General features: G+C 64.1%; 14 protein-coding genes. 3 read left to right on the top strand and 11 right to left on the bottom strand.

Going from position 1 to position 13,922, the window contains the following annotated elements; all coding sequences use genetic code 11:
- The 5 genes from ACIQLI_RS00395 to ACIQLI_RS00375 all read right to left on the bottom strand — a co-directional run bounded on the left by ACIQLI_RS00395 (position 1) and on the right by ACIQLI_RS00375 (position 4,093).
- On the bottom strand, positions 1-531 hold the full coding sequence (locus ACIQLI_RS00395) for a GNAT family N-acetyltransferase (protein WP_354229080.1): 531 nt from the start codon (positions 529-531) through the stop codon (positions 1-3).
- Between the two features lie 76 nt (positions 532-607).
- On the bottom strand, positions 608-1,000 hold the full coding sequence (locus ACIQLI_RS00390) for a universal stress protein (protein WP_354229083.1): 393 nt from the start codon (positions 998-1,000) through the stop codon (positions 608-610).
- On the bottom strand, positions 997-2,589 hold the full coding sequence (locus ACIQLI_RS00385) for a tripartite tricarboxylate transporter permease (protein ID WP_354229085.1): 1,593 nt from the start codon (positions 2,587-2,589) through the stop codon (positions 997-999). Before ACIQLI_RS00385 ends, ACIQLI_RS00390 begins: the two co-directional genes overlap by 4 nt.
- Positions 2,589-3,092, bottom strand: coding sequence for a tripartite tricarboxylate transporter TctB family protein (locus ACIQLI_RS00380; protein WP_400383845.1), 504 nt, complete (start codon positions 3,090-3,092; stop codon positions 2,589-2,591). Before ACIQLI_RS00380 ends, ACIQLI_RS00385 begins: the two co-directional genes overlap by 1 nt.
- Positions 3,089-4,093, bottom strand: a complete 1,005-nt coding sequence (locus ACIQLI_RS00375) for a tripartite tricarboxylate transporter substrate-binding protein (protein ID WP_354229089.1) — start codon at positions 4,091-4,093, stop codon at positions 3,089-3,091. The genes ACIQLI_RS00380 and ACIQLI_RS00375 overlap by 4 nt, the downstream gene beginning before the upstream one ends.
- A 285-nt stretch (positions 4,094-4,378) precedes the next feature.
- On the opposite strand from ACIQLI_RS00375, the gene ACIQLI_RS00370 reads away from it, so the two are divergent.
- A complete protein-coding gene (locus ACIQLI_RS00370; protein ID WP_400384766.1) occupies positions 4,379-5,977 on the top strand; it encodes an ATP-binding protein in 1,599 nt (532 codons plus the stop codon).
- Positions 5,974-6,642, top strand: coding sequence for a response regulator (locus ACIQLI_RS00365; protein WP_400383842.1), 669 nt, complete (start codon positions 5,974-5,976; stop codon positions 6,640-6,642). The genes ACIQLI_RS00370 and ACIQLI_RS00365 overlap by 4 nt, the downstream gene beginning before the upstream one ends.
- 190 nt (positions 6,643-6,832) lie before the next feature.
- Here ACIQLI_RS00365 and ACIQLI_RS00360 read toward each other — a convergent pair whose 3' ends face one another.
- The 6 genes from ACIQLI_RS00360 to ACIQLI_RS00335 are packed head-to-tail and all read right to left on the bottom strand — an operon-like array spanning position 6,833 to position 12,402.
- Positions 6,833-7,309 carry a heme-degrading domain-containing protein gene (locus ACIQLI_RS00360; RefSeq protein WP_354229093.1) on the bottom strand — a complete coding sequence of 159 codons (477 nt, stop codon included), beginning with the start codon at positions 7,307-7,309 and terminating at the stop codon, positions 6,833-6,835.
- Positions 7,302-8,333, bottom strand: a complete 1,032-nt coding sequence (locus ACIQLI_RS00355; RefSeq protein ID WP_400383839.1) for a Gfo/Idh/MocA family protein — start codon at positions 8,331-8,333, stop codon at positions 7,302-7,304. Before ACIQLI_RS00355 ends, ACIQLI_RS00360 begins: the two co-directional genes overlap by 8 nt.
- Before the next feature lie 4 nt (positions 8,334-8,337).
- Positions 8,338-9,339: a sugar phosphate isomerase/epimerase gene (locus ACIQLI_RS00350; protein ID WP_159735547.1), complete on the bottom strand. Its 1,002-nt coding sequence runs from the start codon at positions 9,337-9,339 to the stop codon at positions 8,338-8,340.
- Between the two features lies 1 nt (position 9,340).
- On the bottom strand, positions 9,341-10,507 hold the full coding sequence (locus ACIQLI_RS00345; protein WP_400383836.1) for a Gfo/Idh/MocA family protein: 1,167 nt from the start codon (positions 10,505-10,507) through the stop codon (positions 9,341-9,343).
- Between the two features lie 15 nt (positions 10,508-10,522).
- The gene (locus ACIQLI_RS00340; RefSeq protein ID WP_400383833.1) at positions 10,523-11,644 is read right to left on the bottom strand and encodes a Gfo/Idh/MocA family protein; all 1,122 of its coding nucleotides are present in this window, start codon (positions 11,642-11,644) and stop codon (positions 10,523-10,525) included.
- Positions 11,641-12,402 carry a sugar phosphate isomerase/epimerase family protein gene (locus ACIQLI_RS00335; protein WP_400383831.1) on the bottom strand — a complete coding sequence of 254 codons (762 nt, stop codon included), beginning with the start codon at positions 12,400-12,402 and terminating at the stop codon, positions 11,641-11,643. The genes ACIQLI_RS00340 and ACIQLI_RS00335 overlap by 4 nt, the downstream gene beginning before the upstream one ends.
- Positions 12,403-12,619: 217 nt before the next feature.
- Between ACIQLI_RS00335 and ACIQLI_RS00330 the strand changes: the two genes are divergently transcribed.
- Entirely contained in the window at positions 12,620-13,837 is a 1,218-nt protein-coding gene (locus ACIQLI_RS00330) for an ROK family protein (RefSeq protein ID WP_400383828.1), read from the top strand.
- Positions 13,838-13,922 lie beyond the last annotated feature (85 nt).

Genomic DNA, 13,922 nt, shown 5'->3' with positions numbered 1-13,922 from the left:
TCAGAGCCGGTGTTCCATCACGTAGTCATGTTCCACGGTGTTGCCGAGCTTGAACGACTTGGTGCCTACCCGTTGGAAGCCGCTCTTCTCGTAGAAGCGGATGGCTTTCGCGTTCTCGCTGTTGACGCCAAGCCACACCCCGGCCGCGCCCTTGTCTGCGGCATTGGCCAACGAAGCCTTAATGAGCTGCGATGCGGCGCCCTTGCCGTGGTGGTCGGGGTGGACGTAGCACTTGCTCAATTCCGTGGAGGGGAGGGCGGAAAGTACCGAGGCGACGTCGGGGTCGGTGGACGGCTTGGCAATCAGCATGGTGTAGCCCAGGAGTTGCCCGTCGTCGTCGAGCACCAGGACGGTGATGTTGGCGTCGGCGAGGTAGTCCGTGAAGTTGGCCTCGCTCAGCGTCTTTTCGAGGTGGGCTTGGATGTCAGCCGCTGACGAGCCCGGCGGGCAGGCCAGCGGGAAGGTGACGGCGGCAAGGTCAGCCAGCTTGCCGGCGTCGTGCGTTGTTGCGGTGCGGATGGTTTCGGTCACGTGGTCCCCCCGGGAGTTTTTGTACAGGTAATGCCCCTAAGAACGAATCTTAAGGGCATTAGCTGTACGAAAACTCCTAGTCCGCTTTGACCGCCAAAACCGGGCAGTCCGCCTCCAGCAGGATCCGTTGGGACACGCTGCCCATGATCAGCTTGCCCACCGGGCTGCGGCGGCGAAGGCCGATGACAATCAGGCTGGCGTCGTTCTCGTCGGCGGCGTCCAGGACCTCGGCTGCTGCGTCATGGCCGCGGACCGGTTGCTTGATGATGTGCTGGATTCCTTGGTCCGCCAGCCGCTCCTCGATGCTCTGGATATCCGGCTCTTGGGCATACCGGTTATCAACCAGGGCGTCGCCCTTGGAAGAGTTGATGACCAGCAGGGTGTCGTTGCTTTTCTTGGCCTCGGCGATGGCCTGTGTCAGTGCCGCTTCGCCTTCCGGTGTGGGGACGTATCCCACCACGATGGTCATGGTTTCTCCTGTTTCTGGTGGGTTGGGTTGGTTGACTCGGTGGGAGCGGCAGTCTCCGGTTCGACGGGAGTCGCCTGCCCGGACGGTCCTGCGAGGACTGCCACTGGCCGGTTGCGGCGGATGAGCTTGAAGATGAACGGCCACACCAGGATGATCGCCACGATGATGTAGACCACGATCGCGATCGGCTCACTGAAGAGGCCTGCGGGATCGCCGGCGCTCAATTGCAGCGTCTTACGGAGTTGGCCTTCGATGCGCGGACCCAGGATGACGCCGAGGATCAGCGGCAGGACCGGAAGACCAAAGCGACGCATCATGAAGCCAAGAGCGCCGAGTACCAGCAGGATGACCAGGTCGAAGGCCTGCAGGTTGACCGAGTAGGCGCCCAAGGTAGCGAAGAAGAGGATGCCTGCGTAAAGGTACGGGCGGGGGAGTTGCAGCAACTTGGCCCAGACCGGTGCCAGGGGCAGGTTGATGAGCAGCAGCAGGAAGTTGCCGATGAAGAGGCTCGCAATCAGTGCCCACACCAAGGGACCTTGGCTCGAGAAAAGCTGCGGGCCAGGCTGGATGCCGTAGGACGTGAACGCGGCGAGCATGACGGCGGCTGTTGCGTTGGTGGGCAGGCCGAGTGCGAGCAGCGGTGTCATGGTTCCGGCGGCGGCAGCATTGTTGGCCGCTTCAGGTCCTGCGACGCCTTCGATGGCGCCCTTGCCGAACTCTTCCGGGTGCTTGGTGAGCCGCTTCTCTGTGACGTAGGAGAGGAACGTGGGGATCTCGGCGCCGCCGGCGGGCAGGGCACCGAACGGGAAGCCAAAAGCGGTGCCGCGGAGCCAAGGCTTCCAGGAGCGGCCCCAGTCCTTCTTGCCCATCCAAGGACGGCCAACGGGAATGACATGGAGCGGGGTGCGGCGCAGGTGGGCAGCAACCCAGAGGGCTTCACCCACGGCGAAGATTGCAACAGCAACCACCACGATGTCCAAACCATCCACCAGCAAGGGCTGGCCGAAGGTCAGGCGGCGTTGGCCGGTCACGGAGTCGATGCCCACCAAGCCAATGGCCAGGCCGAGAGCCAGCGACGCGAAACCGCGGAGCCTGGAAGAGCCCAGAACCGCCGTGACGGCCAGCAGGGCGAGGACCATGATGGCGAAGTAGCTCGGAGCGCCCAAACTCACGGCGAATTGCACCACAATGGGCGCGAACACTGCCAGCAGCGCGGTGCCGATGGTTCCGGCGATGAACGAGCCTATGGCGGCGGTGGCAAGGGCTTGGGCGGCCCTGCCCGCTTTGGCCATCTTGTTGCCTTCGATGGCCGTCACCACTGACGACGATTCACCCGGTGTGTTCAGCAGGATGGAGGTGGTGGAACCGCCAAACATGCCGCCGTAGTAGATGCCGGCGAACATAATGAAGGCGCTGGTGGGCTCCAAGGCCGCGGTCACCGGGAGCAGCAGGGCCACGGTCATGGCCGGGCCCAGGCCGGGAAGAACGCCGACGGCGGTGCCCAGGAGCACGCCGATCACGGCGAACAAGAGGTTCATGGGGGTCAGGGCGGTGGCGAAACCGTCCATCAAGGAGGACCAGACGTCCATTAGAGGATTCCTTCCAGGAGCCCGGCAGGCAGGGCGATGCCCAGGCCGAGGTAGAAGCCGTAGAAGGTCAGCAAGGACAGGGCGACGGAAATGAGACCGTCGCGGAGGTAGCGGCGGCTGCCCAACGCCAGGACGCTGCCCCAGAACAGGACGGTGCCGGAGATGACCCATCCGGCCCAGTCGATGAGCAGGATGTTCAGAATGAACGCACCGGCCAAGGGGAGGACGGTCTTCCAATCGGCAGGGTGGGCCAAGTCAACGTCTTCTCCGCCTTCGGCTTCACCTTTTCCGCCTCGCAGGACGTTGATGGCGAGCAGAACAGCGCAGACGATCAGGAGGCCGGAAACAATGAACGGAACGGTCTTCGGGCCCACCGGGTCCGACTGCGAGTACGGGGTCACCAGGCCGTTCGCGTCCAGGAAGACAAGGACACCGACCACGCCGAGCAGGAGGGCTACCCCCAGCTCGGCGCGGCCTTTAAGGCCTGTGGCTATGGAGCTCACGCCAACCCGAGCTTGGTGAGGACATCCGCCACGCGCTTGTCCTGGTCCGTCAGGAAGGTCTGGAACTCGTCACCGGTAACGAAAGCGTCGGTCCAGCTGTGGGTCTTGAGTGCTTCCTTCCAGCCGGCGGAGGCGTGCATCTTCTCAAGGGCGGCGATCAGGGACTTCTTGTCGTCCTCGCTGATGCCCGGAGGGGCCACAACGCCGCGCCAGTTGGTGAAGACCAAGTCAATGTTGGATTCCTTCAACGTGGGAGCATCCACGCCCTCCAAGCGGTTCTCGCCACTGGTGGCCAGGACGCGGATTTCGCCGGACTTGATCTGCTGCAGGTACTCGCCTGCGCCGGAAGCGGCGAAACCAAGCTTGTTACCGAGGATGGCGGGCAAAAGGTCGCCGCCGCCGTCGTACGACACAAAGTTGACCTTGGTCGCGTCGATGCCAACAGCGCCCGCCAACTGCATTGGCAGGAGGTGGTCCGGACCGCCAGGCGAGGAGCCGCCGCCAACTGCGATGGAAGCGGGGTTGGCCTTCCAGGCCTTCACCAGATCATCAATGGTCTTGTACGGGGAGTCCTTGCCTACCATGATGGCGCCGGGTTCCTCGATCAGCTTTGCCAACGGTGTGGTCTCGGTCAGCTTGGACTCGGACTTGTTGGTGTAGCTGGCCCCCACAACACCCAGGCCCATGAGCATGGTGAGGTCACCGTTGCCCTTTTCATTGACGATGCGCGCCAGGCCAACGGTTCCGCCGGCGCCGGCAAGGTTGAATACCTCGGTGTTGGTGGAGATCTTCTCGTCGTCCAGTACCTTGGCGGCTGCCCGGGCGGTGGTGTCGTAGCCGCCACCGGGCGTGTTCGGAACCATGATCTGGAGCCCGGTGATGGGTCCTGCTGCGCCGGTGCTCTCAGAACCGGTGGACTTACCTGTGGCGCCGCAGCCGGTGGCCATCAGGGCGATGCCGGCGGCGACGGCGGCGACTCGCAATGCGCGGATCTGGCGCATGGTGTTCCTCTTCTCATCATTGAAAATGCGGGTGCAGGGCGATGCCCGTTGATTTGATGCTAGGCGCGTACGTGACAGGGATCACTCTTGTGTTCGCAGTGATCTTTAAGTTCATTGCGTTCACGGATTTTGCCCCTGTTTTGGGCCGTGATGGAGGCCTGGGCCGGTCTTTTGGGCCCCTGCGGTATAGTTCCGGTACGCCACGGGGGAAGCTGTTGTCCGCCCTCCGATCACCGGCACCACCAAAGGAACCCAGCAGTGACCCGACTGTCTCGAAGAAGAGGAATGTCCCTGGCCGGGCAATACCTGGTGTTGCAGTTGCTTATTGTCCTGGCCGTTCTTGTGGCCGTAGTGGCCATTTCACTCGCCCAATCGGCCGCTGTTTTCGAACGGACCGAAGGCCGCCGGGCGCTGTCCGCTGCTGAGGCATTGGGCAACAACCCCACCGTGCGCGCTTTGCTGCCCACAGCCGAACCCCGCGCCGGTTCCGCCCTTCCCGCCGTGGCCGAATCCGTCCGCACCGTGTCGGGATCCTCCCACGTGGCCCTCGCCAAGCTGGACGGGACAGTGGTGGCATCGTCCGATCCCAGCCTCGTAGGACAATCACTGCCTCTCGGTGAAAGCAGGGTCATGGAGGGGCGGGCATGGACCGGTGTCCTGCCAGCCGGCGGCGGGGCCGTACTTTCCGCCCACGTCCCTGTCCTGGACGACGCCGGAATCATGATCGGCGTAGCCTCCATCAGCAGGAACTACCCCTCCACCATCGAGCGACTGGGCGACGCAGTTCCCAACCTTCTCACCTACCTGGGTGTTGCCAGCGTCCTGGGTGTCGCCGGATCACTCCTGTTGTCCCGCCGCGTCAAACGGCAAACCCTGGGCATGGAACCGCGGGAGATCACCGGGCTGGTGGAAAACCGGGAGGCCATGTTGCAGGGCCTGAAGGAAGGCGTCGTCGCGTTGGATCCCCACGAGCGCATCACGGTGGCCAACCAGAGCGCCCGCCAACTCCTTGGACTGCCCCAGGATTGCGTAGGGAAGAAGCTGCGATCCCTCCACGTGGATCCTGCACTGAAAATCGTCCTGACCCGTGAGCAGTCAGACGCTGATCAATTGGTGCTGGTGGGTGAGCGGCTGGTGGTCATGAACCGTGTTGCCCTGCGCTCCCACGGACGCGACATCGGCTCCGTCACCACCTTGAGGGACCGGACCGAGCTGTCCTCCCTGGAAAGTGAACTCGGCGCCACGCGCACCGTCACCGACACTTTGAGGGCCCAAGCCCACGAATTCGCCAATCAACTCCACGTCATCTCCGGCCTCATCCAGATCGGCGAATACGACTCCGTGGTGCAGTTCGTCAATGGTGCAACAGTGGACCGCACCCGGCTTAACGACGACGTCACCAGCCGCATCGAGGACCCGGCGCTCGCCGCCCTCCTCATCGCCAAAGCCAGCCTCGCTACCGAGCGCGGCGTGGAACTTCAGCTTGACCCGCAGTCTGCACTGCCCCGCGTGGACGAAGAACTCTCGCGCGATCTCACCACCGTGGTGGGGAATTTGGTGGATAACGCGTTCGACGCCGTCACTGGGCGCGCCGGGGCCTCGGTCCGCGTGTTGGTGGTCAACTCGCCGGACGGTGTCACGGTTACCGTCCGGGACAATGGACCAGGCGTGCCCACCGGCTCCGCTGAGGACATTTTCAGGCAGGGCTTCTCCACCAAAGACCCGGGGCCTGGTGATGCACGGGGATTCGGGCTGGCGTTGTCCCGGGTGATCTGCCGGCGGTCCGGAGGCGACCTCTCGGTGTCCAACGACAACGGGGCAGTGTTTACGGCGCAGTTCAGCAAGACCGACTCAGGCATCAGCAAAGGGGCACAACAGCGGTGATCAAGGTTCTGATTGTGGACGACGACTTCATGGTTGCCAAGGTCCACGCCGGCTTCATCCAGCGAACCCCGGGTTTCGAGGTGGTAGGCGTGGCACACACCGGTGCCCAAGCCCTGGTTGAAACCGATCGGCTGCAGCCGGACCTGGTGCTGCTGGATATCCACCTCCCGGACATCAACGGGCTGGAGCTGATGCATCAACTCCGGGATGTCGCCCCGGACCTGGATGTGCTGGTGATCAGCGCTGCCCGGGAAGTGGAAACTGTGCGGAAGGCCTTGCGTGGCGGGATTGTCCACTACCTGATCAAGCCGTTCTCCCAAGCTGATCTGCAGGAACGGTTGGAGCACTATCTCAGTGCCTACCAGGGCCTGGATGCGTCCAAGGTGGAGGCCGAACAGTCTGACGTGAACCGTGTCTTCGGGCTAAGCGTTTCCGAACGGACCCTGCCCAAAGGTTGCAGTGTTGAGACACTCGAGCTGGTAGAGACGGCGTTGAAATCAGCGCCGGGTGACCTCTCCGCCGCTGAGCTCGCCGAGCAACTCGGGACCTCACGCGTCAGTGCCCGCCGTTACCTTGAGTACCTCCACGACGAGGGGGCGCTGGACGTCCGGCTCAAGTACGGCGTCGGGCGTCCCGAACGGCGGTATCTGCTGAAGGGGCGGTGAATTGGAACAGGCGCGGGTTTGGGCAGCTTCGGCTGCGCGATGTCGGTGAGGAGCTGCGCATCATTCATGCGCCGCCTGGGGGAGAACCTGCGAAGCCGACGAATCATCCTCGGCTGGTCGCAGGAACTTGTCGCCGAACGCGCCAACGTTTCGCGACCTACCCACGTCGCCGATCCACAGGTTATCCCCGCTAAGCCCCTACCGTCTTCAGGTAGTTCCGGATCCCGTCCACCACCAGTTGGTGGTCCTCGTCCGAGCTCAACCCGGAGACGGTGATTGCGCCGATCACGCCGGCGCCGCGCACGCGGATCGGGAACGAACCGCCCGCCAGGGTGTAGTCCTCATGCGCAAGCCAGCCGCCGCCTACAGGGCTGTGGCCGCGAGTGGCAAAATCCTCGGACAACAACGCCGTGCTGTGCTCGAAGCGCAGCACGGACGCGGACTTACGGCGGATCCACTCCTGCTGATCCGACGTCGCACCGGGAAGGACGCAGCGGAAAAGCACGAGGTTATGGCGGCGGATATCGATAGCCACACCGAAGCCGGACGAGATGGCGTGGTTGGCGATCAGCGAGCCAAGCCGCCAGGCATCGTGGTGATCGAACGAAGCGAAGAGCAGCTCTTCTTCCTGCTGGCGGAGTTCAGCAAGGCGCGGTGAATCAGTCATTGTTCGTCCCTTCCAAGACGGCGTCGGACTCGTAGCGAAGCCCGATCTGACGGCGGATCTCATCCATCGCGGCCATGATGGCCACAGTCTCACGTGGCGGCAGGATCGTTCCAGCAGTGGAACCGGCCCGAACCAAACGCTCCAGTTCGGCAGCCTGGTATTGCATTCCGCGGCTGGCGACGGGCTGGTCATACCGTTCAACAACCCTCCCATCCACGGCATGAACCGTAAAGGGAACGGGGTTGTACCAAGTGTGTTCGATGTCGATCCAGCCGTCAGTCCCGATCACCATGGCACGGTTGGCACTGGCGGCGTCGAGCTCACAATCCACCAATGCCTGGGCGCCGTTGGCGTATTCGAAGATGGCCGCGGTCTGCCGGTCCACGCCGGTGGCAGACATGGAGGCGCTGGCCCGGATTGCGGACGGTGTGCCGAGGATGTCGAACGCGAAGGAGATCGGGTAGATGCCCAGGTCAAGCAGCGCTCCACCACCGAGCGCGGGATCGTTGAGCCGGTGGGCGGGGTCCTTGGGGAGGCTCTGGTTGTGCGTGGCCACCACCTTGCGGACCTCGCCGATGGTGCCGGACTCGATGATTTCACGGATCCGGATCATGTGCGGCAGGAACCTGGTCCACATGGCCTCCAGGGCCACGAGCCCCTTGGATTCCGCCAGGTCAACGATCTCCTGTGCCTGCCGGGCGTTCATGGTGAACGCCTTCTCCACCAGCACGTGCTTGCCGGCATTCAACGCCAGCAGGGCATTTGCGTGGTGGAAAGGGTGTGGCGTGGCCACGTAGACCACGTCAACCAAGGGGTCGGCCACCAGATCCTCATAGCTGCCGTGCGCAGTGGCCACGCCATGCTCACCGGCAAACACCTGGCTTGAGTCCAGCGAACGGGACCCCACGGCCTGGACCGTAAAGCCGTTCTCCTTCACGTCCTTGGTCTGGAGCCCGGCAATAAACCCGGTGCCGAGAATGCCCCAGCGGATGGTGCCGTCGGAGGTGCCGTTGCTGAGGGTCACGTGTTTAGTCCTTGCTGCTGAACGCGGCGTCGAAGGAGGTCTGCGACGCCGGGAAGTCGAACTTCTTCAGTGCTGCCAGGGCTTCGGGTGCCCCGTGGAGTCGGTCCATTCCTGCGTCCTCCCATTCTATGGAAATGGGTCCGTCGTAGCCGATGGCGGTGAGGGCCCGGAACGACGATTCCCAGGGCACATCGCCGCGTCCGGCGGAGACGAAGTCCCAGCCGCGCCGGGGATCGCCCCACGGCAGGTGGGATCCCATCACGGTGTTGCGGCCTGTGGGGCGTAGCTTGGTGTCCTTGCAGTCCACGTGGTAGATCCGGTCCTTGAAGTCCCAGATGAAAGACACAGGGTCGATGCCCTGCCACATGAAGTGGGAGGGATCCCAGTTCAGGCCGAAAGCTTCACGGTGGCCGATCGCTTCGAGGGTCCGGACGGTGGTCCAGTAGTCGTAGGCGATTTCGGAGGGGTGGACTTCATGGGCGAAACGGACACCGCATTCATCAAACACGTCCAGAATGGGGTTCCAACGGTCGGCGAAGTCCTGGTAACCGGCGTCGATGACTTTTTCCGGAACCGGCGGGAACATGGCAACGTACTGCCAGATGGAAGAGCCGGTGAACCCCACCACGGTATCCACGCCCAGTGCTTTGGCGAGGCGGGCGGTGTGCTTCATTTCCTCGGCGGCGCGCTGGCGGACGCCCTCGGGCTCCCCATCGCCCCACACGCGGGAGCCAACAATGGCTTCGTGGCGGAAATCGATGGGGTCATCGCAGACCGCCTGGCCCTTGAGATGGTTGGAGATGGCCCAGACCTTCAGGTTGTACTTCTCCAGGACCGCGAGCTTGGATTCGACGTAGCCGGGTTCGTCCCAGCGCCAGGCGTCCAGGTGGTCTCCGGAGACGGCGATTTCCAGGCCGTCGTAGCCCCAGCCGGAAGCGAGTCGCGCGACTTCCTCGAAGGGAAGGTCGGCCCACTGGCCGGTGAACAGGGTGTACGGGCGGGGCATGTCAGGCTCCTTCAGTAACGGGTGCGTTGAGCTGGATCAGTGAGCTTTTGGCGGCCGCGGACTCTTCCACGGCGGCCAGGATGTGCTGGACGTTCAGTCCATCCTCGAACGACGGCGACGGCGCGTCACCGGCCGCGATTGCGGTGAGGAAGTCCCGGATCTGGTGCGTGAAGGTGTGTTCCCAGCCAATGATGTGGCCCTGCGGCCACCAAGCTCCCAAGTACGGGTGCTCGGGTTCGTTGACCAGGATCCGACGGAACCCCTGCTCGCGGACGGGCACCGTGGTGTCCATGAAGTTCAGTTCGTTCAGGTTCTCCAGGTCAAACGTCAGCGAACCCAGCGAACCGTAGATTTCGAGCTGGAGCGAGTTTTTCCGGCCCGTGGCAACGCGGGAGGCCTCCACCGAGGCGATTGCCCCAGAGGCGAGCGAGAGGTTAACCCAAGCGGCGTCGTCGACCGTGACATCCTCTGGACCTTCTGCGCCGGGGCGCTGATCGACAAAAGTCTGGAGACGGCCCGATACCTCAATGACGTCATCGCCCAAGAGGTACAGGATCTGGTCGATGGCGTGGGAAGCGATATCCCCGAGTGCCCCGGAACCGGCGGTTTCCTTGCGGAGGCGCCAGGACATGGGGGACTCCGCGTCGGTGAGCCAATCCTGCAGATAAGCGGCGCGGACGTGCCGGATGGTGCCGAGACGGTCTTCGGCGATGAGTTCGCGGGCCAGCGCCAACGCCGGGACGCGGCGGTAGTTGAAGCCGATCATGGACTGCACGCCCCGGGCCCGGGCTTTTGCGGCGGCTGCCGTCATCAGCTCGGCTTCACCCAAGGTGTTGGCCAGCGGCTTTTCCACGAGCACATGCTTTCCGGCTTCAAGCGCGGCCACAGCGATTTCGGCGTGCATCCACCCCGGCGCGCAGATATCGATGATGTGGATGTCGTCCCGTTCAATGACGGAGCGCCAGTCGGTGGCGGACTCGGCCCAGCCGTACGTGGCGGCGGCTTCCGCAACGGCACCGGCGTCCCGGCCCACCAGTACTTTTTGCTCAAACGCCGGGACGTCGAAGAAGCTGGCCACGTTCCGCCACGCGTTCGAGTGGGCTTTGCCCATGAAGGCGTAGCCGATGGCCGCAACGCCCAGCGGTGCGGGTTGAGGAATAGTCGTCATGTTCTTCGCCGGTTCCTAGAGGGTGGCTGTTTCGGGTGCCCAGTGCTCGGGGAGGGCGGCGGAGGCGGGGGCGTTGCTGGTGACGTCCACGAACGTGCCGGATTCGACGGATTCGGTGATGGAGACCATGCTGTCCAGCACGTGGTAGGCGAGATCGCCGGTGGCGCGGTGGGCTGTGCCGGCGCGGAGGGCGCGGGCCATGTCCAGCACACCGAGGCCGCGGCCGTTGGCGGGCCCGGTGGCGGGGATGATCTCGGGTTCTTCCGTGCCCGGGCGCCAGAGTTTCAGGTCGCCGTCGAAGTAGTTCGGGTCCGGCAGGGAAAGGGTCGCTTCGGAGCCGGTGATTTCCACGAAGCCCATCCGCAGGCGCGGGGACTCGAAGGAGAAGACGCTGTGGGAGGACTGGCCGCCTTCGAACTGCGCCATCGCGGAGACGTGCGTGGGGACCTCGACGGCGAATTCCTCGCCCGCCTTGGGTCCGGAACCGATGATGCGGGTCGCTTTGGCGGAGGAGCCGACGGCGGCGACCTTGCGGATGGAGCCGAAGGTCTGGATCAGGGCGGTGAGGTAGTAGGGGCCCATGTCGAACAGGGGACCGGCGCCGTGCTGGAAGAGGAATGCGGGGTTGGGGTGCCAGGATTCCGGGCCGGGGGTCTGGAAGGTGGTCATGCCGGTCAGGGGGGTGCCGATGTCGCCGCGTTCGATGATCCGGCGCGCGGTTTGCAGGCCGGCGCCCAGGAAGGTGTCCGGGGCCGTGCCCAGGCGGATCCCCGCGGAGTCCGCTGCCTTGAGCAGGCCCAGCCCTGATTCCCGGTCCAGGGAGAAGGGCTTCTCCGTCCAGACGTGTTTGCCGGCGTTAACCGCTGCGGTGGCGACCTCGACGTGCGCGGCGGGGATGGTCAGGTTCACGATGATTTCGACGTCGGGGTGGTTCAGCGCCAGCTCGGGGGTGCCGAATTCGGCGATCCCGTATTCCTTGGCGCGTGCTTCGGCGGCCTCCACGAAGAGGTCGGCGATGACCAGGACTTTCAGGTCCGGAAAGACCGTGAGGTTGTCCAGGTACTGCTTGCTGATGTTGCCCGCGCCGATGACGGCTACGCCTACGGGGCCTTGACGGGTGGAGGCTGCGAAGCTCATGCCTGGGCTCCTTCTGCTGCCTGGGCGCTGGCTGCGGCGGTGAGGTAGGCCAGGCTCTGGGTGATGCCTTCGAAGATGTCACCGGAGTAGTCATCGAATTCCACCACACCTACTTCCAGGGACTTCGCTGCGGCGATGACGTCCAGGACCGGGATGGTGCCCTGGCCTGCGGGCTGCTGGGCCTTGGTGTCCGTGGTGGCCGGGCCGTCCTTGATGTGGATGAGCTTCACCCGGTCACCCAGGCGGGCCAGGAGTTCCACGGGGTCCTGGCCGCCGACGGCAACCCAGTAGGTGTCTACTTCCAGGACCAGTTCCGGATCCAGCAACCCTTCGAAGTATTCCAGTGCGGTTTTGCCTTCGATGGTGGACTCCAGCTCCCAGGCGTGGTTGTGGTACCCCACACGGATGCCATACTCAGCACCCTTCTTGGCCGCGGCGTTGAGCTTGGCGGCGGTGGCCTGGATGGTTTCGGCGTCCTGCCAGTGCTCGGCCGGAAGGAACGGATCGATCACCGTGGTGATGCCCAGTTCCTTGGCCGCGGCGAAGATTTCGTCCTGGTCCTGGGACAACAGCGGGGCGTGTCCGGACGGAGCGGTCAAGCCGTTCTCCTTCAACGCCGCACCGAGTTCCTTGGCCGTGGCCACAAAGTTGTACGGCTCCACCTGAGTGAAACCGATCCCGGCAACCCTCTTGATGGTTCCCGGCAGGTCCTCTCCGATGGCATCGCGGAGGGTGTACAGCTGAAGTGAATACGACATTGGGTTCCTTTTCGGGAGTTGTTTCCGGGAGATCAGGGACTTGGCGCCAGTCTAGTGAGCACCCACCGGGGTAGCCACCGCTTCTTCCCTTCAATGGACTGGTCACGCGCTCATTTCAGCGTAGAGCGACTTTTGTCGATCGTCCAGCAAAAGTCGAAGATATTCAGACAAAGTTCTGTTGGATGACAGACATAAGCAATCGTGCTTCACTATGTGGATGACAACAGCTGCCGGAACTGACGCCGGAAAAACCCCCGCGCCAGAGGCCGGGAGTCTTTCTCGCGCCGGGAATCTGTTTCAACTCCTCCGCGACGGCAAAGCCCGTACACGTGCTGAGCTCGTCGAAACCACTGGACTGGCGCGTTCCACGGTTGCTTCCCGCATTGACGCCCTCATCAGTTCAGGACTGGTGGGCCCCGCCGGTGAGGCTTCCTCCAGTGGCGGCAGGCCGCCGTCGCGCTTTGCTTTCAACCCCGCCGCGAGGGTGGTCCTGGCCGTCGACGTCGGCGCCACCCACGTGATTGTTGCCGTCACCGACCTCGGCGGCAACGTCTTGGCCGAGCGGCGCTTGGCGCAGGAAGTCGCCGACGGCCCGGACGCGGTCCTGGGCCGCGTGGTAGCTGCGGGCCGTGAACTGCTGGCCGAAGCCGGACGGAAGCCGGGCGACCTCGCGGGCATGGGAATCGGATTGCCTGGCCCCGTTGAGCACCATACCGGGCGGCCCGTGAAGCCGCCGATCATGCCTGGCTGGGACGGATTCGACGTCGTCTCCTACGTTCAGCGCTCCCTCCCGGTTCCTGTCCTGGTGGACAACGACGTCAACATCATGGCGCTCGGCGAGCGAACCGCCTACTGGCCGGACCACCAGAACTTCCTGTTCATCAAAGTGGCCACGGGCATCGGCGCCGGCATCATCAGCAGCGGTCAATTGCAGCGTGGTGCCAACGGCACCGCCGGCGACCTCGGCCACGTCCGTGTTCCGCGCGGGGACGACGTTCTCTGCCGTTGTGGCAATCACGGGTGCCTTGAGGCGCTTGCTTCAGGCCCCGCCGTCGCGCGTCAGCTGCAGGCCCAAGGCCTGGAAGCATCTACCGGCGGTGATGTCCTCAGACTCATTGGTGAAGGAAATCTGCAGGCGATCCAAGCTCTGCGGCAGGCGGGGCGCGACGTCGGCGATGTGCTGGCCACCGTGGTCAACCTGCTCAATCCGTCCATGATCATCATCGGCGGAAGTGTGGGGGAGGCCGGCGAGCACCTCGTGGCCGGCATCCGCGAAGTGGTCTACCGGCGGTCCTTGCCGCTGGCCACCACACACCTGCGCATCGGCATCTCGATGGCAGGCCAGCGTGCCGCGGTCCTGGGCGCCAGCCAGATGGTCACCCAGCATGTCCTGTCGCCGGCAGTGATTGAGGCCACGCTTCAAGCGACTGGCTAGGCCTTGTTCGGTGCCGGTTGCCGGGTGGCGGCGTGATAGCAATGAAAGTGATGAAAACGCTTCCTGTCCTTTTTCGGTCCGTCCG

It is taken from the genome of Paenarthrobacter sp. NPDC091669 (assembly GCF_044756725.1).
GTDB classification, from domain to species: domain Bacteria; phylum Actinomycetota; class Actinomycetes; order Actinomycetales; family Micrococcaceae; genus Arthrobacter; species Arthrobacter bambusae_C.
The sequence above is the reverse complement of the archived record's forward strand: the minus strand, read 5'-3'. Positions and strand labels throughout refer to the sequence as shown.